Consider the following 21,256-nt stretch of genomic DNA (forward strand, 5'->3'; position numbering starts at 1 on the left):
TCAGAAACGGCGCTGCTTGAACTCCTGCTCGTACTCCTCGTCGTCGGCCTGCGGGGTCCGGAACAGGAACGCGAACACGATCCAGCCGACGATGGCGACCAGGATGAAGCTCACGAACCGGTACACGAACGCGGCCGCCACAGCTTGGGACGCGGGCAACCCGGCACCGGCGGTGAGCCCATAGATCAGGGTCGCGTCCACATAGACGAGTCCGCCGGGCGCCAACGGGATCGACGCCACCGCCTTGCCCGCGGTGAACGCGATGAGCAACCCGGCCAACCGGGGATCGGCACCGACCGCGTAACAGGCCGCGCCCAGACACGCCACATCGGCGACGCGATGCACCAGCGCCCACGCCCCCACCTGCGCGCCGTCACGTTTGCCGAGGTCCACCGATTCGAGCTGGGCCCGGATCTCGGCCAGCTTGTCGATGCCGTGTTCGGCCGGCTTCTTGCGCCACCGGTTCACCAGCGCCAGCCCCCGGCGCAACAGCGCCTCGAGCGTGCCGGGATGGCGGGCGAGGTAGTTGCCGGTGAACAGCACCAGCGCCAGCACCACCAGCGAGCCGATGAACTTGACCCCGATGCCCTGGCCGACCAGCGCGGCACCGGCGATGCCGAGCAGCGCCAGTCCGGCGGCGGCGACCACCCCGGAGAAGACCAGCTGCCAGGACGCGACGATCGGACTCGCACCCCAGCGGCGGGTCTGGCGGTAGGTGAAGGCAGTGGAGAAGACCTGGCCGGCGGGCAGCGTCAACGACATCGCGGTGGCGCCGTAGACCACCGACACCGATTTGCGCTGGCTCACGTCCACGCCACCGGCGTGCAGCAGCTGCTTCTGCACCCGGCCGAAACCACTCATCGACACCGCCTGCAAGACGATGCACAGCAGTACCCAACCCCAGTGGATCTCGGTCAGGGTGCGCCACGATTCGTGCAGGCGGGGCCACAGATACACCCCTTCGCCGACGAGCAACACCAGCAGCAGCCCGCCCAGGACCCACTTCACCCACCGGAACCGGCGGCGCACGGTAGGGGGCGAGGCGGGTTCGCCTGCTAGGTCGCCGTCGGCCGTCACCGTCTCAGCCTAACGAACGCAACTGTTCTTCCTGGTCCACGTCGTGCCCCGCGGCGAGCGGCCGCGGCCAGGCAAGGCGGGTTTTTCTGCGTCTGCCCCGCAGCTGGACCTCGTCGCCGGTTTCCCAATGGTCTTGCTCGCTTTCCTCGGCGAAGTACAGCGCGCTGCCCGAAGCGAGAACGCGGCCTGGATGATCTTTGGCCAGTTCGGTGAGTCGCGACGCCTCGTTGACGGGGTCGCCGATCACGGTGTATTCGAAACGATTTGCCGCGCCGATGTTCCCGGCCACGGCCAGACCCGCCGACACGCCGATGCCGATATCGAGGCCGCGCACCTCGCGCAGCGCCTCGCGCAGGTCGCGGGCCGCGGCCAGCGCCGCGGTGGGCGCGTCGGGCCGGTCCAGCGGCGCACCGAAGATCGCCAGCGCCGCGTCACCGACGAACTTGTTGACGAAGCCGTGATGGCTGTCGATCACATCGACCACCACCCGGAAGAACTCGTTGAGCAGGCTCACCACCTCGGTGGGCGGGTGTTCGGCCGCGGTGGCGGTGGAGCCGACCATGTCGACGAACAGCACCGCGACGAACCTGGTCTCACCGCCCAGTTCGGTGCCGTAGTCCAGGGCCCGCTGGGCCACGTCCTCACCCACGTGCTGACCGAACAGTTCCTGCAGTTTGCGCCGCTTGGCCGCCTCTTCCATCATCCGGTTGAAGCCCACCTGCAACAGCCCGATCTCACTGCCGTCGTAGACCTCCACCTGCACGTCGCGCGCGCCACCCTGCACCCGGTTGATGGCCTGGGACAGCTGCCGCACCGGGTCGGAGATGGAGGAACCGGTGAGCATCGACAGCGCCAGCGCCTGCAGGATCACCACGCCGCACAGCAGCAGGATCGAGATCGCCAGCGACTTCGCCGAGAACTTCACATCGGAGGAGATCTGGGTGACGCACAGCAGCACGATGGCGATGGTCGGGGCGAAGGTGCCCATGCCCCAGGTCATCGCCATCCGGGTGCCCACGCCGGGAGTGAGGGTGTGGTCGAAAGTGCCCTCGGTGAGCGCTTCGGCCGCGACCGGGCGCAGAATACGTTCGCCCAGCATGTAGGTGAAGCCGAACACGATGGTGGCGGCCATACATTCGGTGACGATCACCGCACCCGCCAGTTCGGGCGATTCGGAAATGATCAGCGCGGCCAGGATGCCGCCGCCGATGATCCACAGCACCAGGTGCACGATCGACTGGCGCAGCGGCACGTGCAGCGCCGCCATCTGTTCCTGCCTGCTGGGCGGTCCACCGCGCATCTGCCAGCGCATCACCGGGCGCAACATCACCGCGGCGGCGAGAATGCTGAGCACGGCGGCCACCCCGAAGACCACCAGCGGCGCGAGCAGGCCCGTGCTGCGCCCGGCACCCGGATCGCCCTCCGGCACCGGCAGGCCGTATTGGATGAACGCCCACACCAGGACCGCGCCGAAGGCATTGGCCAGCAGTACCGATGTCAGATACAGCGGCCAGCGCGTTCGCATGGTCTGTTTGACCGCTTCCAGAGGCGCCGACACGACAACCAATCTAGCGTTGCGACCGATAGGCTCTCTCGGGTGACCGTCCAGAAGGTAGATTCCGGGCCCACGTCCGTACCGTGGCGTTCGGATGCCGAGGCAGTGCACCCGCTGGTCCGCAAAGCCGCCGCGTGGAGCTGGCGGTTGCTGATCATCTTCGCCGCCCTGCTCGCCGTGGGCATGCTGGTGCAGAAGTTCGCCACCGTCGTGATCCCGCTCGCGATCGCGCTGCTCGGGGCCGCGCTGCTCGCGCCGCTGGTCGACTGGATGCAGCGGGTGGGGATCCCGCGTTCGCTCGGGGTGTTCGTCGCGCTGGTCGGGTCGATCGGGTTGCTCGCCGGGATCATGACCTTCGTCGTGGAACAGTTCATCGACGGTGTGCCCGGGCTGACCAACGAGGTCACCAACAGCGTGCAGAAGGTGCAGGACTGGCTGATCACCGGCCCGGCCCACCTCAGCGATCAGCAGATCCGCAATGCCGGTGACACCATCGTGCGCGCCGTCCAGGACAACCGCGAAAGCCTCACCAACGGTGCGCTCACCACCGCCACCGCCATCGGCCACATCCTCACCGGCGCGTTCCTGATCCTGTTCATCCTGATCTTCTTCCTCTACGGCGGCGACCAGATCTGGAACTTCGTCACCCGGATCATCCCCAACGCGCACCGCGAGAAGGTCCGCACCGCGGGCGAAATGGGATTCGGGACGCTGGTCGGGTTCGTGCGCGCCACCGTCGCGGTGGCCGCGGTCGACGCCATCGGTATCGGCGCGGGACTGGCGATTCTGCATGTGCCGCTGGCCCTGCCGCTGGCTTCGCTGGTGTTCATCAGCGCGTTCATCCCGATCATCGGCGCGTTCTTCGCCGGATTCGTCGCGGTGTTCATCGCGCTGGTCACCAAGGGTTTGGTGACGGCGCTGATCGTGCTGGGCATCATCGTCGCGGTGATGCAGCTGGAAGGCCATGTGCTGCAACCACTGCTGCTCGGCCGGGCCGTGAGCATCCACCCGCTGGCCGTGGTGCTCGCGATCGCCGCCGGACTGGTCGTCGGCGGGATCGCGGGCGCACTGCTCGCCGTCCCGCTGATCGCGGTGGGCAACACCGCGATTCGCTACCTGCTCAGTGACAGTCCGGCCGAGGCGTTCGGCGAACTAGCCGGCTCCGACGATCGCAAATTGTTCACCGCCGAACCCGACAAGCCCGAACCAGGCCGCTTCGACGTGGGCAAGGTGCTGCGCAGGGAAGAAAACGTGACGGAGCCCGGCGATGCGGACACACACAGCTGAGCTGAGCTCGGCTGAGGCGGCCACCGCGCCGCTGTGGCGGGCCGCGCAGGTATTCCGGCTGGTCACGCTCCTGTACGCGATCGGTCAGCAGATCGCGTCGGTGCCCTACTACCAGCATCCACAGCTGAGCTGGGTGCTGATCGCGTTGATGGCGATCTGGTCGGGTGTCTCGGCGCTGTTGTTGTCGCAGTGGTACTTCCCCATGGCGGCCGGCCGAATTCGCGGCTGGGTGGTGTTCGGCGACCAGGTGGTGACGGTTGCGCTGATCGCCTCCACCCGCCTGGTCGCCGACTACGACTGGTACCACGGGCATCAGACCCTGCCCACCACGCTCTGGATCGCCAACGCGGTGATCTCGATGGCCGTGCTGCGCGGACCGATCGCCGGAGTCGTCGCCGGCCTCGGCATGTCGGCGGTGGTGGTCACCGTGCGCGAGCAGTGGGGGCAGGACGTGTGGGGCGATGCGACCGCGCCCGTGCTGGTGTCGGTCGGGCTCGCACTCGGCCTGGCCGCCAACACCGCCCGCCGCGCGCAGGCGCAGCTCGAACAAGCACTGCGCATCACCGCGGCGGCGCAGGAACGTGAGCGCCTGGCCCGCGAGGTGCACGACGGAGTGCTGCAAGTGCTCGCCTTCATCAAACGACGCGGCGATGAAATCGGTGGGCCCGCACAAGAACTCGCCCGGCGCGCCGGCGAACAGGAAGTGGCGCTGCGGGTGCTGCTGTCCGAGCAGGGCGAGCAGGTCGATTCCGGTGCCGTCGAAGTGGATCTGCGGCCACTGCTCACCACGCAGGCCACACCGAAGGTGTCCGTCGCGACACCCGGCGATCCGGTGCCGGTGACGCGGGGGCTCGGTCATGAGATCGCCGCGGCCGTGGCAACCGCGCTGTCGAATGTCGAACTGCACGCCGGGGCGGACGCGAAAGCATATGTGCTGCTGGAGGACACCGGTGAGATGCTGGTGGTGAGTGTGCGCGACGACGGCATCGGCATCCCCGCCGGGCGCCTGGCGGCGGCCGAAGCCGAAGGGCGAATGGGAGTGTCACGATCCATCGTCGGCCGGATCACCGCACTCGGTGGCACCGCCGAGCTGCTCACCGACGACTTCGGCACCGAATGGGAATTCCGGATCCCGCGCCACCCGGCGCGTTGAGTGAGACAGGAGTGGCGATGCCCGACGAGCAGGTCATCACCGTGATGGTGGTCGACGACCACCCGATGTGGCGCGAAGGCGTCTCCCGCGACCTCACCGAAGCCGGTTTCGCCGTGCCCGCCACCGCCGACGGCATCGGCACCGCCACCCGGCGCGCCACCGCCGCGCAACCCGACGTGGTGCTGATGGACATGCAGCTCACCGACGGTAATGGCGCCACCGCCACCGCCGAGGTGCTGCGCGTGTCCCCGCACAGCCGGGTGCTGGTGCTCTCGGCGTCGGCCGAGCGCGACGACGTGCTCGACGCGATCAAAGCCGGCGCCAGCGGCTACCTGGTGAAAAGCGCGTCGGCGGCCGAACTGATCGATGCGGTGCGCGCCACCGCCGCCGGTCAACCGGTGTTCACTCCCGGTCTCGCCGGACTGGTCCTCGGCGAATACCGCCGCATGGCCACCGCGCCCGCCGAACCCGACCAGCCGCACCGGCCCTCGTTGACCGAACGCGAGACCGAGGTGTTGCGGATGGTCGCCAAGGGTCTGTCGGCCAAGCAGATCGCTTCGCGACTGAGCCTTTCGCACCGCACCGTCGAGAACCATGTCCAGGCCACGCTGCGCAAACTCCAGCTCGCCAACCGGGTGGAACTCACCCGCTACGCCATCGAGCACGGCCTGGAGTAGCACACCGAATTGGGGGTTTGCCCTGATGCGCCGCCCAGCAGGCGTGGTTACCCTCGAAATATGGGCGGTTCCGATTCCCTCTTTGTCCCCGGTGCCACGGCAGCCGGTCCGGTCGGCGACCGTGACCTGCGCGTCTCCGACGCCGAACGCGAACACGTCGGCCAACTGCTGCAACGCGCGGTCGGCCTCGGCATGCTCTCCCTCGGCGAATTCACCGAACGCATGGACACCGCCCTCGCGGCCAAGACGCGCGGCGAACTCAACGCCGTCCTCGTCGACCTGCCCGGCATGCGCGTGGCGGGCACACCGCAACCGGCCGCCATGCCCCGCCCCCGCCACATCCCCGTCCCACCCGGCGGCCGCAACCCCGCCGCCATCCGCAGCCGCCTGTCCAGCGTGCAACGGCGCGGACCCTGGCAGGTACCACCGGTACTGCACCTGAACTGCCTGATGTCGTCGGTCACCCTGGACTTCACCGAGGCCGTCATGCAAACCCAGGTGGTGGAAATCCAGATCGACGACTACTGCAGCAGCCTCACCCTGCTCGTCCCCGCCGCCGCCACCGTCGACCTCAACGGCCTCGACCTGGTCGGCTCCACCGCCAACAACAAGGTCCGCACCGGCCCACCCATCGGCCCCCTGCACCTGGTCGTCCACGGCCGCGTCCGCTTCGGCTCCGTCACCGCCAAGTACCCGCTGATGGTCCAGTGGCGCCGCTTTCTCGGTAGCTGATACCTGGCCTGACAAACACGAAACCCACGGTGGTCGCTGCTGATCCGCCGTGGGTTTCGTGTTGTGCGAGTGGTGCCGGACTACTCGGTTTCGTCGTTGCGACGGCGCAGTAGTTCGTTGACGCTCACCGTGCGGCCTTCATCCCCGGAATGGCGGCCTTCGTCCGCGGCGCCGCCGCGTCGCGAGGAGCGCAGCTGGGCCATCCAGTTCTCGATCTCATTGCGGTTGTCCGCGTGCGGTTCAGCCGGTTCCGCGGGGGTCGAGCCGTTGCCCGTGGAATCAGCGTCGGTCGCGGTGCTGCGGTCGATGGCGGAACTGTCGTCGGCAACGGATGTGCCCTCCGTCGAAGACGACTGCTCTGATGAGGGGTCCGGTGTCGCGGCGGCAGGATTCGGAACAGCAGTGAATCCGGAAGGTGCACGCCACTGCCCCGCAGCGCCCCGCTGCTCGCCGGCAGTACCCGGCTCGTCGGCGGCTTGTGGTCCGGACGTACCTCCGTCGTCCGCGGTGTGGCTCTGTCCGGATGTGGCCCTGTCGGCCATCGTGCGGCTCTGCTCAGCCGTACTCGGATCGTGCACTGCGCTGGGGCGCGGAGCTGGGGCGCTCATCGTGCCGGACCGGTCGGCCAGGCCCGCCGGATCGGTGGTGCCGGGGCGGTCAGACGTGTGGGCCGGGAGTCCGGTGCTGGATCGACGTTCCTCCTGACCCGGTGCCGATTCGACCGGGCTCGCCGCGTCGCGGTGCTGGGCGGTCTCGTCGCCGGTGACTGCGGTGAATCCGGGCGGTGCGACTTGGGGGCGCACGGTGTTGGCCGGGTGTCGCGGCGCCGTGGATTCCTCGCGACCGGTGTCGGAGAGCGGGTGCAGACTCTGCGGCGTCACTGCCGGGTTCGGTGCGACGTCACCCGTTTGTGAATCCGCGTGGTGCAGAGGCGGGTTCGGTGCGACGTCCCCGCGTTCCGTATCAGCGTCCGTTTGCGAATCCGCGTCGTGCAGAGGCGGGTTCGGTGTGAACTCGCCGTGCCCCAGGCCGGCGGAGGGCGGCACGGGCGCGGTGGTCGGGCTGTCCGATGACGGGATGACCGGGGTGAATCGAGGGCCATCGGCATCGGGGACCGTGAAGGCGGTCGGTGCGCTGGGGTCGCCGGTTCCGTTGCCGAAGGCCGACGGTGTGTTCGGATCGACCGGGTTGTTCCACGCTGGATCACGGGGTTCGACGGGAACCGGAGTGCCGAAAACGCTTCGCGCCGAAGTGGCTTCCGGCTCGCCCGGCGAGTGGGCGCCCGCATCGTTCGGCGAGTACGGATCCGAACCGGAGCGCGGGTGAGCGATGTTCGACTCGGCCGGCAACCCTGACGCGGATGCCACATCTGGGGTGGCGTCTGTGCGCAGGTCGGCGCGATGGGCACCGGGGGTCGCGGTGAGATCGGTGCGCGGGGGCACGGAACCATTGCTACGTGAATCCGGTTGCCGCGGTCCGGGATACGCCTCGCTGGATGGGCGAGTCGGCGCCTCGCTGGATTCGTGCGGCGGGCTGTTGGGATACGGCTCGCCGGACTGGCGAATGGGCGAATCGCCGGATCCGTGTGGCGCGTTGTCGGGATGCGGCTCGCCGGACGGGCGAATTGGCGCATTGCCGGATTCGTGTGGTGCGTCGGTCGGTGTCGACAGCGGGGTGAACCCGCTGAAGGTTCCGCCGGCGGGGGAGTCGGCCGGTCGCGGTTGTGGCGCGGCCGTACGTGGCGTCGGGGGCGGGGTGTTGACGATGCTGGGCGGTGGGGTCGCCACGCTCGGCGGTGGCGTGTTCACGATGCTCGGCCGCGTCGGCGTCACGATGCTGGGCCGTGGTTCGTCTGTGGCCCTGCCGAATCCGCCGGGCTCCACCGGGGGCGACACTCGCGGTGCGGCCGGGCCGTCACCGAGGGCGGGCGGCGTATAACCCGGAGGCGGTTGCACCCGCTCCGATCCCCGTGGTGCAGCACCGGCGCCGCCGGTTTCATCATCGGTCGGCTCGGCGCTGTACCCGCCTCCGATCACACCGTCCGAGACGAAGCCCTGACCCCGGACCGCTTCGGACCCACCGGAGTCGGCGCCACGAGCGGGGGACACGCCGAAACCGTTGTCGCCCGGCACACTGATGCTCGGGGTCGCGGCACCCGGACCTGCATCGCGCAGACTGAATCCGGTGTCGCCGGAAGCGTCGACGGAAGCAGCGCCCGCCCCGCCGAAGCGAATATTCGCATCACCGTGAGCTTCGGATATCCCGCGGCCCTCAGCGTCGGAACTCGCGCTGCCGAGGTCGGGTGTGCGGCCAGCGTCGGAGTTACTGTGCGAGAAGCCACTTGGGTCACCGCGGAGCCCACTCGTACCGAGGTCGCCCAGAGGGGAACTTGCGCCGTCGGGGTTGCCGAGGTTTGAGTTCGGTCCGGGGTTGCCCAGGCTGGAGTTCGGATCGCCGGGGTTGCTGAGGCCCGAACTCGCCCCGGGATTGTCGGGGCCGGAGCTCGGTCCGGGACTGCCCAGGCCGGAGTTCGGGCCGCCGGGATCGCGCGGAAGACGGTGGGGGGCACGGGGTTCGGAATCGGACCCCGCCGATGTCCCGGGGCCTTCGGATGTGTCCGAGGTCGGATCAGTGGGGGCGGACTTCGTGGGATCTGTGCCCGGTTTGACGATCGGGAGGATCTGGGTTTGTTCGCCGTTGTCGCCCGTATCGGCAGGCGCCGAATCAGGCTGCGCCTGACCGGGTTCGGGATCACCGGGCTTGACGACCGGGAGGATCTGGGTCGGCTCGCCGGACAGCATCGACGCGCGCGGCCGGGTCGGGTCCGGGGACATGGGCTTGCGGGCACGGACCGGTTCGGGTGTGTCGGTGTGCTCGGTGACCTTGTCGATGCGCTGGGTCGGGGCTTCGGCCTCGATCTCGGCGACGGTGCGCGGGCGGCGCGGAGTCTTGGCCAGTTTGGTGTCGGGGACCGCCGTCATCTGCATGGTCGGCGGATCGGTGATCGGGGTGGTTTTCACCAGGTCGACCACGGCACCCTGCTGCGGGCGTTCGTCGTCGAGGATGGGTTCGCCCAGGCCGATCTTCTCCTGGATGCGCTTCATCCACTTCGGCGCCCACCAGCAGTCGTCGCCGAGCAGTTTCATGATGGCGGGGACCAGGAGCATGCGCAGGATGGTGGCGTCGAGGAACAGCGCCGCGATCATGCCGTAGGCGATGTACTGCATCATCACCATGTCGGAGAACGCGAACGCGCCGGTCACCACCAGCAGGATGAGTGCGGCGGCGGTGATGATGCGCCCGGTCTGGGCGGTGCCGATCCGCACGGCTTCGGTGGTGGACGCACCTTGGGCACGTGCTTCCACCATGCGTGAGAGCAGGAAGACCTCGTAGTCGGTCGACAAGCCGTAGATGATCGCGATGATGAGCATCAACACCGGCGCGCTGATCGGCTGTGGGGTGAAGTTCAGGAGCCCGGCACCATTGCCGTCGACGAAGATCCACGTCAGGATGCCGAGGGTCGAGCCGAGGCCGAGCGCGCTCATCAACGCCGCCTTGAGCGGCAGCACCAGCGAACCGAAGGTCAAGAACATCAGCACGGTGGTGGTGACGAGCACCAGCAGGATCATCCACGGCATCAGGTCCAGCAACGTGTTGATGCTGTCGGCCATCAGGGCGGGCTGGCCGGTGACGTACATCGTGATGCCGTCGGGCACTTCGATCGAGCGAAGGTAATCGATGGTCGGGCCCACGTCACCGGTCGGGTCGATCAGGGTCGCCGAGGTGCGGTACACCTCCGAGTTGTTCGGCGGGTTGGTGGGAACGTCGAACGGGCCGGCCAGTCCGGGCGCCTGGCTGGCTTCCTTCCGGATCTGACCGATCGCGGTCGTGTTCTCGCCCACGAAGACCAGCTGGATCGGGTCGGTCTTCTTCTGCGGGAAGACTTCGTAGAAGTGTTCGAGTGAGGTTCGGGTCGAATTGTCCGGCGGGAGGTACTTCTCGTTGATGCCGCCGAAGGCGAGATTCTTGACCGGGATGATCAGTAGCAGCAGGCCGATGGTGATCGGGATGGCGATCTTGAGCGGGTGCCGCATGACCCAGCGGGTCGTATTGCCCCAGAATCCGTTCTCGACCTGTTCGGCGGTCTTGGTTTTGCGGAACCGCTTGAGCCCGAGCATGTCGACGCGGGGGCCGAGGATGCCCAGCATCGCGGGCAGGATCGTGATGGCGGTCAGCGCCGCGAGGGAGACGGCCGCGATGGTGCCGTACGCGACCGACCGCAGGAAGCCCTGCGGGAAGATCAGGATGCCGCCGAGGCTGGCGATGATCATCGTCGCGGAGAACACGACTGTTCGCCCAGCCGTCATCACCGATCGCCGCACCGCGACCCGGGTGTCGTAACCCTCGGCCAGCTCCTCGCGGAAACGGCTGACTATGAACAGGCCGTAGTCGATCGCCAGACCGAGACCGATCATCGACACGACACCGCCGACGAAGATGTTGACCTCGGTGAAGTTGGTCAGCCCCATGACCAGACCGGTGGCGCCGATGATCGTGAGACCACCGATGATCAGCGGCAGCGCGGCAGCCACGATGCCACCGAAGATGAAGAACAGCAGCACCGCCACCGCGGGGAAGGCCAGCATCTCCATCCGCTTGGAGTCGTGGTCCATGGTGTCGGTCAGGGTGACCGCGAGGGGCTGCAGGCCCGAGACCTCCACGTCGACACCGGGGATGTAGAAGGCATCCTGCACGGCGCGGTAGTTGGTCATGATGACGGTGTCGTTGTCACCGACGATGGCGATCGAGGCGAACGCGTGCTTTTTGTCCTTGGACCCGAATACCGACGGCACGGCGGGCGCGTCGCCCACCTTCCAGTAGGTGCCGTTGATCTTGTCGATGTGGTCCGGGTGCTCGGCGACGGCCGTGCTCAGGTTGTCGACGATCTTCTGCTGGAACTCCGGGTCATCGATCGTCTTGCCCTCGGGCGCGTTGTACATGACGATGACGTCGGCCATGTGGTCACGGCCGAAAGCCTCGTCGGCGATCTCCGCGCCCTGCACCGATTCGGAGCCGGGGTCGAACCAGCCGCTCTGGGTCAGGCGATCGCCCAAGCCCGTGCCGTAGGCGCCCAGCGCCAACATCGCGGCACCGACGACCGCGATGACGGCGAAGCGGAACCGATAGACCAGATCGCCCCAGCGGGTGAACACTTAAGCGACTCCTTGACCAGGGCGAGAAGTGAGTAGCGCCGACAGCGGCCGGAACGGCTGCAGCCATGCGCCCTCGTCGGGCAGCGAATCGAGGCTCACCCGCGGCAGCGGCTCCCGGAATACGCCCGGGATGTCCTCGAGATCGACGAACTCGAGAGTATCGGAAGTGACGGCCCAACTCGCGTGCTCACGGAATCCGAGCACCTGAGCGGGGATTCCTCTGGCCGCTATCGCTTCGAGCGGTTCGCGGAAGGCTTGACCGTCGGCGGAGGCGACCATGATGCCGGCCAGGCCGCCGTCGCGGGCGCGCGTGGCGATGTGGGCGAGCATGTCGGCGTCGACATCGGAGTCTTCGTCGATCTTGGGTTTGGCGAAGACGGCGAAACCGACATTGCGCAACGCCTCGACCCACGGGCGGACCACGTCGGCGGTGCCGGGGGCGATGTTGGTGAACACGGTGGCTTCGGCTTCGACGCGGCCTTTGGTGCCCACCGACAGTTCGGCGGTGCGGGCCAGCAGCCAGCGGCCGAGCGCGTCGAAGCGGGGACGGTAAGCGGCGGTGGGACGCCCACCGAGGATGGCGCCCAGTCCCATGTCGAGGTTCGGCGCGTCCCAGACGAGCAGGACGCGCCGGACATCTGGCCCGGAACTGGTCAACGCCTCGGCGCCGGCGCCTGATCGGTCGGCATCCGGCATCTCGGGGGCGATCTCACTCACGCTCATCTGTCGATCTTCCCCCATATGAACTCGTTGATCGCGCTTCCGGCACGCAGACCTTTGTCTTCGAATTTGGTGACCGGCCGGTCGAACCCGATCGGCGCGGTGTCGCGGTTGGCCGCGCTGTCGCCACCGGTGGTGTCGTTCAGGCCGGTGAGCAGCGGTTCCGCCGAGCCTACTTCGAGAATGTGTTCGGCGTAATCGGCATGGTCGGTGGCCACGTGCAGCACACCGCCCGGCCGCAGCCTGCTGGCGATCAACGCGAAGGTCGGCGCTTGCAGCAGCCGGCGCTTGTGGTGGCGCGCCTTGGGCCACGGGTCCGGGAAGAACACACGCACACCGGTCAGCGACTCCGGGGCAACCATGTTCTCCAGCACGTCGACGGCATCGCCGCGCAGCAGCCGGATGTTGTCGATCTGTTCGCGTTCGATCTGCTGGACGAGCTGGGCGAGACCGGGCTTGTAGACCTCGATACCGATCAGGTTCAGGTGCGGTTCGGCGGTGGCCATGGCGGCGGTGGCGGTGCCGGTGCCGCAGCCGATCTCGATGACGAGCGGAGCACTGCGCCCGAACCAGGTGTCGGGGTCGAGCGGTTCGTTGGACACGTCACGCCCGATCACCGGCCAGGTGCGTTCCCAGGAGGCCCGCTGGTTCGGTGTCAGCGCACCGCGACGGGAGCGGAAGCTCGTGACGCGCGGATACAGCCGGGAGCCGGTGGTGGAGCGGCGGCCCGCCTCGTTCGGCATCTCCGAGAGCTTCAAATGCCCCGGGGCGGTGGACGGCGGCCCGGAAACCGGCTCGACAGGGTGGTTGGCGGCGTCGTTCACGTCGTCCATTGTCCAGCATGCGCGCAGCTACGTCGCAGCCGGTCACAGCGGGTGGGGCCAACCGCGCGTCGCGGCGGGGTCTGGCCCCGGGCGGGCGGGATTCTTCGACGACGGCCCGTCCGGCGCGGATCTGACAGAATGCCCTCCGAAAAGGGGGTGCACGTAATGCCGACAGCCACCGTGACCGCGCAGACCCGGCCGTCCGATCAGCTCGATCAGCTGATCTCGGCTCTCGCTGCTGGCCGGGGCGGTGATCCGGCGGTCGCCGAGCGGCTCGCGGCCGCGGTCGCCCGGCGTCGCCGTCCACTGCGCATCCAGGTGGCCGGGCGCGCGCTGAGCGGTCGCACCACCGTGCTCGCCGCGCTGGCGTTGCTCTCGGCGCAGGAGACCGCGCCGGTGGACCAGCCGGAGCTGCCCGACCCGGTGCTCGACGGTGATCTGGTGGTGTACGTGCTGGCCGGTGCGCCCCAAGCCGCGGATCTGCGGGTGCTCGCGACGCTGCCGCCGGGTCGGGCGATCGTGGTGCTCAACAAGGCCGACGCGGTGGGTGCGCGCTGGGGTGACGCGGTGGTCGCGGCGGAACGGCATGCCCGTGAGCTGCGGGTGCCCGTGGTTCCGGTGGTCGCCGCGCTCGCGGCCCGGACGCGGGCGGGCGCCGTGGACGCCGCCGATCTGAGTGATCTGCGCCGGCTCGCCGTCGGCCCGGATGTGCCGTCGTTGCTGGCCGCCGAACTGTTCATCGGCGCCGGTTCCGATCAGGACGCGCGCAGGCGGCTGATCGCGCGCTGGGACCTCTACGGCGTGGACTGCGCGCTCACCGCGTTGCGTGCCGACCCGGACCTGAGCTCGGCGGCGCTGATCCAGATCCTGCACTCGGCCAGCGGGGTCGACCCCCTGCACCGGCTGGTGCATCGCCGCTACGAGCAGGTGGAGGCGGTGCGCGGCGGCGAACTGATCGACGAGCTGGTCCGGCTGGCGGCCCGCGCGATTCCCGGCGACGGCGGGCGCGCCCGCGACCTGATCGAGCACTACCTCGCCGGTGACGAAGCGCTGTGGGCCGGACTGTGTGCCGGTCTGGCCTGCCCGGAGGTGGCCCATCTGGCGGCCGGCTACCCGGCGCCCGCACCCGCCGACGCCGACGAGGCCCTGTCCCGCGCTACCCGCTGGCGTGCCGTGGTGTCCAGTGACATGCCACCCGCCGCGCGCCGTGCCGCCCTGCGGGTGCACAACGGTTACATCAGAGCCTGGGAGCGGATGAGCAGTGCCGGACTCTGAGGAGGCCGACGGACTGCGCGCGGAGGTCGACGCCGTCATCGCGCGGTGGAACCCGCAGGGCAAGGCGTTGTTGCGGGCGATGGCCGGCTCGGGCGCGGGGGCGGGGGTGGTGCTCTACGCCGCCGACGACGCCAACACCACGCTCGTGCGCACCGAGCTGGCTCGCTTCGAACCACGCGTCGACCTGCTCGACCCCGCCGCCACCCCCGAGGCCGCCGCGTCGCTGATCCTGTTCGACGCGGGCAGTGTGATCGGCGCCGACATGCTCGCCCTGATCGATCGCCTGCGCGCCGCCGGACGACCCGTCCTGCTCGCCATGAACGGTTTCCACGCCTACCAGGACTGGCGGGCGATCCGCGAACGCAGCCTGGCCCTGCTCGCCGCCCGCGGCATCACCGACCTCGAGGTGCTCGCGGTCTCGGCGCGCCTGGCCGCCGCGGCCCGCGCCACCGACGATTCGGCGTTGCTGGACCGTTCCGGGCTGGCCGGTCTGCACGCCGCCCTGGCCGCGGCCACCGCCCAGTCTCCGGTCGACGGCGCCGAACGTCGCGCCGCCGTGCTCGCCCGGGTCCTGGCCGACACCAGGTCCCGGATCGAGGAGCAGGTCACCGCCCTGCGAGCGGGCGGTGAGGCGGCCAGGATCCGGGAGGAGCGGGTGGCGTTGCTCGCCGGGCGCGACGGCGGGCGTCAGACCGGGTTGGCGGCGGTACGCAGCCAGGTCCAGCTGGCGCGCGTCGACCTGACCACCGAGGTGGGGTCGATGGTGCGCGCCCTGCACACCCGTTCGCGCGCCGAACTGGATCGCTGCGATCGCGCGGAACTGCGCGCCTACCCGCAACGGTTGCAGCAGGCCGTCGGGGAACTGTCGGTGGTGGTCGATGCCACGATCGAGCAGCGCGTCGCCGAGACCGCCCGCCGCGTCGGGACCGGCGCACCCGTCGTACGCAGGCACGATCCGGCCCCGGGGCTCGGTCCCGACCCGGCGCCGCGGCACCGGGGTGTCGAAGATCACCTCATGATCGCGCTCGGCGCCTCGGCCGGTGTCGGCCTCGGCCGGTTGATCGTCGCGCCGCTGTCGCTGGTGCCGACCCTGGACGTGGCCAGCGTCCCGGTGACGCTGTTGCTCGGTGCGGGCGCGGCCTACTGGGTGGTGCGCGCGCGAGCCCAGCTCGCCGAACGCAACCACATGTCGCAGTGGGTCGGCGAGGCGCTGATCAATGTGAAAGCCCAGCTCGAGCAGCGGGTGGCGGCCGTGCTGGTGGATGTGGAGGCCGAGCTGGCCGAGCATGTGGTGACCGAATCGACGGCGCGCGCGGTGGCGGTGGACCGGCGCGTGACCGAACTCGACGCGCTGGCCCGGCGGATCGTCGCCGAGCGGCCCGCGCAGCTCTCGGCGTGCGAGCGCGATATCGACACGCTGGACCGGATGTGACGCACGCGATTGGCCGACCCGCCGGTGGGTACTAGTTTGGTCGAACCCGATTCCTTATCGATCGTCATATCGCGTTAACCTTGACAGCAGGAACCTGGGCGTCCTGCTCCGTGCCGGTCGACGCGCGGCCTCCGTCCATGTACGGCCCTCCTTCGCCGTCCATCAGGGGCTGTGCGGTGGTCGGTCGTTGTGGACGTCTTCCCGCCACGGTGGCGATCGATGGATTCGCGCTGGTCGACGGCCTGACCGACGCGAGAAATCGAACACCGCCCATCTCAGGAGAGTTTTCATGACCTCAGCGACCATTCCTGGTCTTCGTGGATCCGACGGCACCGCGCCGACCGAGCACAGTGAACTGCTCGCCTGGGTACAGGAAGTCGCAGAGCTCACTCAGCCGGACCGGGTGGTCTGGGCCGACGGCTCCGACGCGGAATGGGATCGCCTGACGACCCAGCTGGTCGAGGCGGGCACCTTCAAGAAGCTCGACGAGAAGAAGAAGCCCAACTCCTTCCTCGCCCTGTCCGACCCCTCCGATGTGGCGCGCGTCGAATCGCGCACCTACATCTGCTCCGAGACCGCTGAGGACGCGGGCCCCACCAACAACTGGGTCGACCCCGCCGAGATGCGCGCCACCATGACCGAGCTGTACCGCGGCTCGATGAAGGGCCGCACCATGTATGTGGTGCCGTTCTGCATGGGCCCGCTCGGTGCCGAGGACCCCAAGCTGGGTGTGGAGCTCACCGACTCCGAGTACGTGGTGGTCTCCATGCGCGTGATGACCCGTATGGGTCAGGCCGCCCTGGACAAGATGGGCACCGACCGCCCGTTCGTGAAGGCGCTGCACTCCGTGGGCGCCCCGCTGGCCGAGGGCCAGGCCGACGTGCCGTGGCCGTGCAACGACACCAAGTACATCACCCACTTCCCCGAGGCCCGCGAGATCTGGTCCTTCGGTTCGGGTTACGGCGGCAACGCGCTGCTCGGCAAGAAGTGCTACTCGCTGCGCATCGCCTCGGCGATGGCGCACGACGAGGGCTGGCTGGCCGAGCACATGCTGATCCTCAAGCTGATCTCGCCCGAGAACAAGAACTACTACATCGCCGCGGCGTTCCCCAGCGCCTGCGGTAAGACCAACCTGGCGATGATCCAGCCGACCATCCCCGGCTGGCGCGCCGAGACCCTGGGCGACGACATCGCCTGGATGCGTTTCGGCAAGGACGGCCGCCTCTACGCGGTGAACCCGGAGTTCGGTTTCTTCGGCGTCGCGCCGGGCACCAACCACAGCTCCAACCCCAACGCGATGGCCACCATCGACGCGGGCAACACCGTCTACACCAACGTCGCCGAGACCGACGACAACGATGTGTGGTGGGAGGGCCTGGAAGGCGAGCCGCAGCACCTGACCGACTGGAAGGGCAACGACTGGGTTCGCGGCGAGAGCGAAACCCTGGCCGCGCACCCGAACTCGCGTTACTGCACGCCGATGTCGCAGTGCCCCATCCTGGCTCCGGAGTGGGACGACCCGCAGGGTGTGCCGATCTCGGCGATCCTGTTCGGCGGTCGCCGCAAGACCACCGTTCCGCTGGTGACCGAGTCCTTCGGTTGGGAGCACGGCGTTTTCATGGGCGCCACGATGGGCTCGGAGCAGACCGCCGCCGCCGAGGGCAAGGTCGGCACCGTGCGCCGCGACCCGATGGCGATGCTGCCGTTCCTGGGCTACCACGTGGGCGACTACCTCAACCACTGGATCGAGCTGGGCAAGAACGCCGACTCGACCAAGCTGCCGAAGATCTTCTACGTCAACTGGTTCCGTCGTGGTGAGGACGGCCGCTTCCTGTGGCCCGGATTCGGTGAGAACTCCCGCGTGCTGGAGTGGATCGTCGGCCGCATCGAGGGTCGTTCGGGCGCCGAGGCCACCCCGGTGGGCCACGTGCCCGGCGCCGCCGATCTCGACCTGGCCGGCCTCGATGTCGAGGCCGCCGATGTCGACGAGGCGCTCGCGGTGAACGCCGAGGAGTGGCGCAAGGAGATCCCGTCGATCGAGGAGTGGTTCGAGTTCATCGGCGACAAGCTCCCCGCCGGCGTGCGTGACGAGTTCGAGGCACTCAAGCAGCGCCTGGGCTGACCCACACGGACACCTGGAACCGCCCGCACCGAATCCGGTGCGGGCGGTTTCGTTTCGACATCCGGCGATTCCCGGGCACGAGATCGGGGTACCTCTGTATGAAGATCAGAGAGTCGCTCGGACATGAGAATCGCCGTCACCTATATTCCCAGTCAGGTTCTCTGTACGTCGCACCATCCCGAGCTAACTCCGTTGTGATCGACGCTGAGAGGTGGCTGACGCATGACCGATCTGGTGGCCCGATCCGAGCCCGACGCCTGTTCGAGCACGCCCATGCAGCGCGTGGCCGGGCGGCTGGAAAGCGTCCTGCCCCCGGGCTGGCGAGTCGAGGTGGTCGATCTCCCGGCCAAGGGGCAGGTGGCTGCGCAACCCGTGCTGCGGGTGCTGATGCCGCAGGACTAGCCGGTCCAGCCCATCGGCATCAGCACCGACTTCTGTTCGCAGAACGCGTCGAGTCCTTCGGGCCCGTTCTCGCGGCCGATGCCGGAGTTCTTGTAGCCACCGAAGGGCGCGGTGGCGTCGAAGGCGTACCAGTTGATCGCGTAGGTGCCGGTGCGTACGCGGGCCGCGATCTCGGCGCCGTGTTCGACGTCGGTGGTCCAGACCGAGCCCGCCAGGCCGTACACGGAGTCGTTGGCGATCGCCACTGCCTCGTCTTCGGTGTCGTAGGGGATCACCGACAGCACCGGGCCGAAGATCTCCTCCTGGGCGATGGTGCTGGAGTTGTCGACGTCGGCGAAGATCGTGGGCTCGACGTACCAGCCGCGCTCCAGACCGGCCGGCCGGCCGCCGCCGAGCACCAGCCGCGCTCCCTCGGCCTTGCCCTTGGCGATGTAGCCCTCCACCCGGTCGCGTTGCTGTGCGCTGATCAGCGGGCCGAGCTGGGTCGCGGGATCGTTCGGGTCACCGGTCTGCATGGTGCGCACGTGGGCGACCAGCGCGTCGACGATCTCGTCATAGCGGCTGCGCGGCGCGAGGATCCGGGTCTGGGCGACGCAGCCCTGCCCGCTGTTCATCAACCCGGAGAACGCGAGCACCGGAATGCACGCCGCGAGGTCGACATCGGGCAGCACGATCGCGGCCGACTTACCGCCGAGTTCCAGCGACACCGTCTTGAGCTGCTCGCCGGCCAGCGCGGCCAGCCGCTTGCCGACCGGGGTGCTGCCGGTGAAGGTCACCTTGTCGACGCCGGGGTGGCCCGCGAGGTATTCGCTGGCCTCGGCCTCGGCGGGCAGGACGGACAGCACGCCGTCGGGTACGCCGGCCTCGGTGAAGATGTCGGCGAGGATGTTGGTGGTGAGCGGGGTCAGCGGTGAGGGCTTGAGTACCACCGTGCAACCGGCCAGCAGGGCGGGGCCGAGCTTGTTGACGGCGAGGAACAACGGGACATTCCAGGCGGTGATCGCCGCGACCACACCGCGCGGTTCCCGTGAGACACGGGTGGTTCCGAACAGGCCGACCCGAGTTTCGTTCCAGGCGAAGCTCTTCGCGAGCGTGGCCAGGGCGTCGAGCGCGGCGACGGCCGGAATCTGATTGAGTGTCAAGGCCGCTGACACCGGCACGCCCATCTCCGCGGTGAGCGCTGCGAGCAGTTCGGGGGAGCGTTGCTCGATCAACCGGGCGGCCTTGGTGAGCACCTCGGCTCGTTCCAGTGGTGGGGTGGACGGCCACGGACCGCTGTCGAAGGCGTCGCGGGCCGCGGCGACCGCGGCGTCGACGTCGGCCCTCGTTACCGCAGGCACGCTGCCGACGGTCTCCTCTGAGGCCGGTGAGACCACGGAAATGCGGTCACTACCTGCCGGGGTGGTCCACTTGCCGCCGATGAACAGACTGTCGTAATGCATGAGAACACGTTACAGTTTTGCGACCGGATTGTCTGCAACACGTTCTAATTCGTTGTCCCGCAACAGCTGTGAACAGCATGAATTCCGACTCGTCGGTTCGCTTTTCAGGTAAACGCACTATTGCGTTCTGTTGTTGAAAAGGGGATGCTTTAGCTACTGATCAGCTCGCTCGATTCATCGGACCTTAACAGCGAATTGGGGAGACCGACTCATGGCTGTGCAAGTGATCGGCCGATCGTTGATGACCAGCGACCAGACCGACCATCAAGCGAAAAGTGTGGGCAGCGGAGGATGGGTTGTCTCATTCCTGCCGGGCCGCACACTCACGATCGAGCAGGCAACTGCCGCCATCCAGGCCGCTGAGGCGGTCGCGATGGTCGGATCGCTCGCCGACCAGGTGGGCCTGACCACGCTGGAAACTGTCGGCTTGGCGATTCAGGAATCGCCGTGGGACAGGGTGTTACCCGAACCGGTGCGCAGGTCGCGACGACTGAGCTGGCTCGCCTGATCATTGTTTGGTGGCAACCACCACCAGGTTGCTCACCAATAGCTCACGGACGAGCGGAATTCGGACGAGCCACCACGCCCAGCGTGGATGGTACCGGGGAAAGATGGTCCGCACATCGGCTGAAGTCGTTGCCGCCCAGTGCAAACCATCCTTCGCCGTGACCGCGAACAATGAGCGGCCGAACCTGTTCTTCGGTTCACGTCCGTGCTTGCGCCGATACCGGCGGGCCGCGAACTCACCACCGAGGTAGTGCCACAGACCGGTCTCGTGACCACCGAAGGGCCCGTGCCACACCGTGTACGAGTACACGATGAGGCCGCCGGGCCTGGTCACCCGCACCATCTCCTCGGCCATCAGCCACGGCTGCGGCACGTGCTCGGCGACGTTCGAGGAGAAACAGACGTCGAAAGCGTTGTCGCGGAAGGGCAGTGCCATGCCCGATCCGCGCACCGAACCCGACACCCGCAGGCCCGCCGCGTGCATCTCCGACGGGTCAGGCTCCACCGAGACATAACGGGCGCCCACCGCGCTGAACTCGTCGGCGAAGTACCCGGGCCCACCGCCCACGTCGAGGACCACGGTGCCGGTGAGCTCGCGGCCGGTGACGTCGGCGTAGAAGTCGGCGACCAGCTCGGCGCTGTCGGTGGCGATGCCACCGTAGAAGCGGGCCGGGTCGGACTGCTCGAACCGGAAACTGGTGAGCAGGCGCAACGAGCGGCGCAGCGTGGCGCGGCGCGCGAACCGGGACCGGTCACGTCGGCGGACTGGCTGCTCGGCGCTGGGCTGCTCGGCTCTCGGCTGGGTGGCGATCGGCACGCCGCAGAGTTTATGGGCTGC

At 68.5% G+C, this 21,256-nt stretch carries 16 protein-coding genes; 9 read left to right on the forward strand and 7 right to left on the reverse strand.

Features of this window, described 5'->3' with window-relative positions; all coding sequences use genetic code 11:
* Complete coding sequence (locus ACFO5K_RS07925) at nt 1-1,077, reverse strand: lysylphosphatidylglycerol synthase transmembrane domain-containing protein (RefSeq protein WP_378558138.1); 1,077 nt, start codon at nt 1,075-1,077, stop codon at nt 1-3.
* Between the two features lie 4 nt (nt 1,078-1,081).
* The gene (locus tag ACFO5K_RS07930) at nt 1,082-2,602 is read right to left on the reverse strand and encodes an adenylate/guanylate cyclase domain-containing protein (RefSeq protein WP_378558572.1); all 1,521 of its coding nucleotides are present in this window, start codon (nt 2,600-2,602) and stop codon (nt 1,082-1,084) included.
* 72 nt (nt 2,603-2,674) lie between these two features.
* Between ACFO5K_RS07930 and ACFO5K_RS07935 the strand changes: the two genes are divergently transcribed.
* The 4 genes from ACFO5K_RS07935 to ACFO5K_RS07950 are packed head-to-tail and all read left to right on the forward strand — an operon-like array spanning nt 2,675 to nt 6,481.
* Nucleotides 2,675-3,919: an AI-2E family transporter gene (locus tag ACFO5K_RS07935; RefSeq protein WP_378558141.1), complete on the forward strand. Its 1,245-nt coding sequence runs from the start codon at nt 2,675-2,677 to the stop codon at nt 3,917-3,919.
* Complete coding sequence (gene macS, locus ACFO5K_RS07940) at nt 3,900-5,072, forward strand: MacS family sensor histidine kinase (protein WP_378558144.1); 1,173 nt, start codon at nt 3,900-3,902, stop codon at nt 5,070-5,072. The genes ACFO5K_RS07935 and macS overlap by 20 nt, the downstream gene beginning before the upstream one ends.
* A 17-nt stretch (nt 5,073-5,089) precedes the next feature.
* On the forward strand, nt 5,090-5,749 hold the full coding sequence (locus ACFO5K_RS07945) for a response regulator (protein WP_378558147.1): 660 nt from the start codon (nt 5,090-5,092) through the stop codon (nt 5,747-5,749).
* Nucleotides 5,750-5,809: 60 nt separating this feature from the next.
* Nucleotides 5,810-6,481, forward strand: a complete 672-nt coding sequence (locus tag ACFO5K_RS07950; protein ID WP_378558150.1) for a DUF1707 SHOCT-like domain-containing protein — start codon at nt 5,810-5,812, stop codon at nt 6,479-6,481.
* Between the two features lie 80 nt (nt 6,482-6,561).
* On the opposite strand, the gene ACFO5K_RS07955 is transcribed toward ACFO5K_RS07950, so the two are convergent.
* Genes ACFO5K_RS07955 through trmB form a run of 3 tightly spaced genes read right to left on the reverse strand, consistent with a single transcriptional unit; the run spans nt 6,562 to nt 13,157 of the window.
* A complete protein-coding gene (locus ACFO5K_RS07955; protein WP_378558153.1) occupies nt 6,562-11,694 on the reverse strand; it encodes an MMPL family transporter in 5,133 nt (1,710 codons plus the stop codon).
* On the reverse strand, nt 11,695-12,417 hold the full coding sequence (locus ACFO5K_RS07960; RefSeq protein ID WP_378558156.1) for an NYN domain-containing protein: 723 nt from the start codon (nt 12,415-12,417) through the stop codon (nt 11,695-11,697). It lies immediately after the preceding gene.
* On the reverse strand, nt 12,414-13,157 hold the full coding sequence (trmB, locus tag ACFO5K_RS07965) for a tRNA (guanosine(46)-N7)-methyltransferase TrmB (RefSeq protein WP_378558577.1): 744 nt from the start codon (nt 13,155-13,157) through the stop codon (nt 12,414-12,416). Before trmB ends, ACFO5K_RS07960 begins: the two co-directional genes overlap by 4 nt.
* Nucleotides 13,158-13,403: 246 nt before the next feature.
* On the opposite strand from trmB, the gene ACFO5K_RS07970 reads away from it, so the two are divergent.
* From ACFO5K_RS07970 to ACFO5K_RS07985, 4 genes are all read left to right on the forward strand, one after another.
* Nucleotides 13,404-14,513, forward strand: a complete 1,110-nt coding sequence (locus tag ACFO5K_RS07970; protein ID WP_378558159.1) for a hypothetical protein — start codon at nt 13,404-13,406, stop codon at nt 14,511-14,513.
* Nucleotides 14,500-15,945, forward strand: coding sequence for a hypothetical protein (locus ACFO5K_RS07975; RefSeq protein ID WP_378558162.1), 1,446 nt, complete (start codon nt 14,500-14,502; stop codon nt 15,943-15,945). The genes ACFO5K_RS07970 and ACFO5K_RS07975 overlap by 14 nt, the downstream gene beginning before the upstream one ends.
* Nucleotides 15,946-16,234: 289 nt before the next feature.
* Nucleotides 16,235-18,067, forward strand: a complete 1,833-nt coding sequence (locus ACFO5K_RS07980) for a phosphoenolpyruvate carboxykinase (GTP) (protein ID WP_378558165.1) — start codon at nt 16,235-16,237, stop codon at nt 18,065-18,067.
* Nucleotides 18,068-18,289: 222 nt separating this feature from the next.
* Nucleotides 18,290-18,469: a hypothetical protein gene (locus tag ACFO5K_RS07985; protein ID WP_378558168.1), complete on the forward strand. Its 180-nt coding sequence runs from the start codon at nt 18,290-18,292 to the stop codon at nt 18,467-18,469.
* Here the strand turns inward: ACFO5K_RS07985 and ACFO5K_RS07990 are convergent.
* On the reverse strand, nt 18,466-19,911 hold the full coding sequence (locus ACFO5K_RS07990; protein WP_378558171.1) for an aldehyde dehydrogenase: 1,446 nt from the start codon (nt 19,909-19,911) through the stop codon (nt 18,466-18,468). The genes ACFO5K_RS07985 and ACFO5K_RS07990 overlap by 4 nt on opposite strands.
* 241 nt (nt 19,912-20,152) lie before the next feature.
* Between ACFO5K_RS07990 and ACFO5K_RS07995 the strand changes: the two genes are divergently transcribed.
* On the forward strand, nt 20,153-20,419 hold the full coding sequence (locus tag ACFO5K_RS07995; protein ID WP_378558173.1) for a hypothetical protein: 267 nt from the start codon (nt 20,153-20,155) through the stop codon (nt 20,417-20,419).
* Here the strand turns inward: ACFO5K_RS07995 and ACFO5K_RS08000 are convergent, their stop codons facing one another.
* Nucleotides 20,420-21,142 (reverse strand): class I SAM-dependent methyltransferase, encoded by a 723-nt coding sequence (locus tag ACFO5K_RS08000; protein WP_378558581.1) that lies wholly within the window; start codon nt 21,140-21,142, stop codon nt 20,420-20,422.
* Nucleotides 21,143-21,256: the final 114 nt, after the last annotated feature.

The sequence above is a fragment of the Nocardia halotolerans genome (assembly GCF_042650145.1).
GTDB lineage: Bacteria > Actinomycetota > Actinomycetes > Mycobacteriales > Mycobacteriaceae > Nocardia > Nocardia halotolerans.

Bases quoted from the DNA above. Each gene is read 5' to 3' on its own strand.
- ACFO5K_RS07930 (WP_378558572.1), bottom strand. From the start codon at position 2,602: ATGCGAACGCGCTGGCCGCTGTATCTGACATCGGTACTGCTGGCCAAT.
- trmB (WP_378558577.1), bottom strand. From the start codon at position 13,157: ATGCCGAACGAGGCGGGCCGCCGCTCCACCACCGGCTCCCGGCTGTAT.
- ACFO5K_RS07950 (WP_378558150.1), top strand. From the start codon at position 5,810: ATGGGCGGTTCCGATTCCCTCTTTGTCCCCGGTGCCACGGCAGCCGGT.
- ACFO5K_RS07990 (WP_378558171.1), bottom strand. From the start codon at position 19,911: ATGCATTACGACAGTCTGTTCATCGGCGGCAAGTGGACCACCCCGGCA.
- macS (WP_378558144.1), top strand. From the start codon at position 3,900: ATGCGGACACACACAGCTGAGCTGAGCTCGGCTGAGGCGGCCACCGCG.
- ACFO5K_RS07945 (WP_378558147.1), top strand. From the start codon at position 5,090: ATGCCCGACGAGCAGGTCATCACCGTGATGGTGGTCGACGACCACCCG.
- ACFO5K_RS07970 (WP_378558159.1), top strand. From the start codon at position 13,404: ATGCCGACAGCCACCGTGACCGCGCAGACCCGGCCGTCCGATCAGCTC.
- ACFO5K_RS07985 (WP_378558168.1), top strand. From the start codon at position 18,290: ATGACCGATCTGGTGGCCCGATCCGAGCCCGACGCCTGTTCGAGCACG.
- ACFO5K_RS07980 (WP_378558165.1), top strand. From the start codon at position 16,235: ATGACCTCAGCGACCATTCCTGGTCTTCGTGGATCCGACGGCACCGCG.
- ACFO5K_RS07960 (WP_378558156.1), bottom strand. From the start codon at position 12,417: ATGAGCGTGAGTGAGATCGCCCCCGAGATGCCGGATGCCGACCGATCA.
- ACFO5K_RS07995 (WP_378558173.1), top strand. From the start codon at position 20,153: ATGACCAGCGACCAGACCGACCATCAAGCGAAAAGTGTGGGCAGCGGA.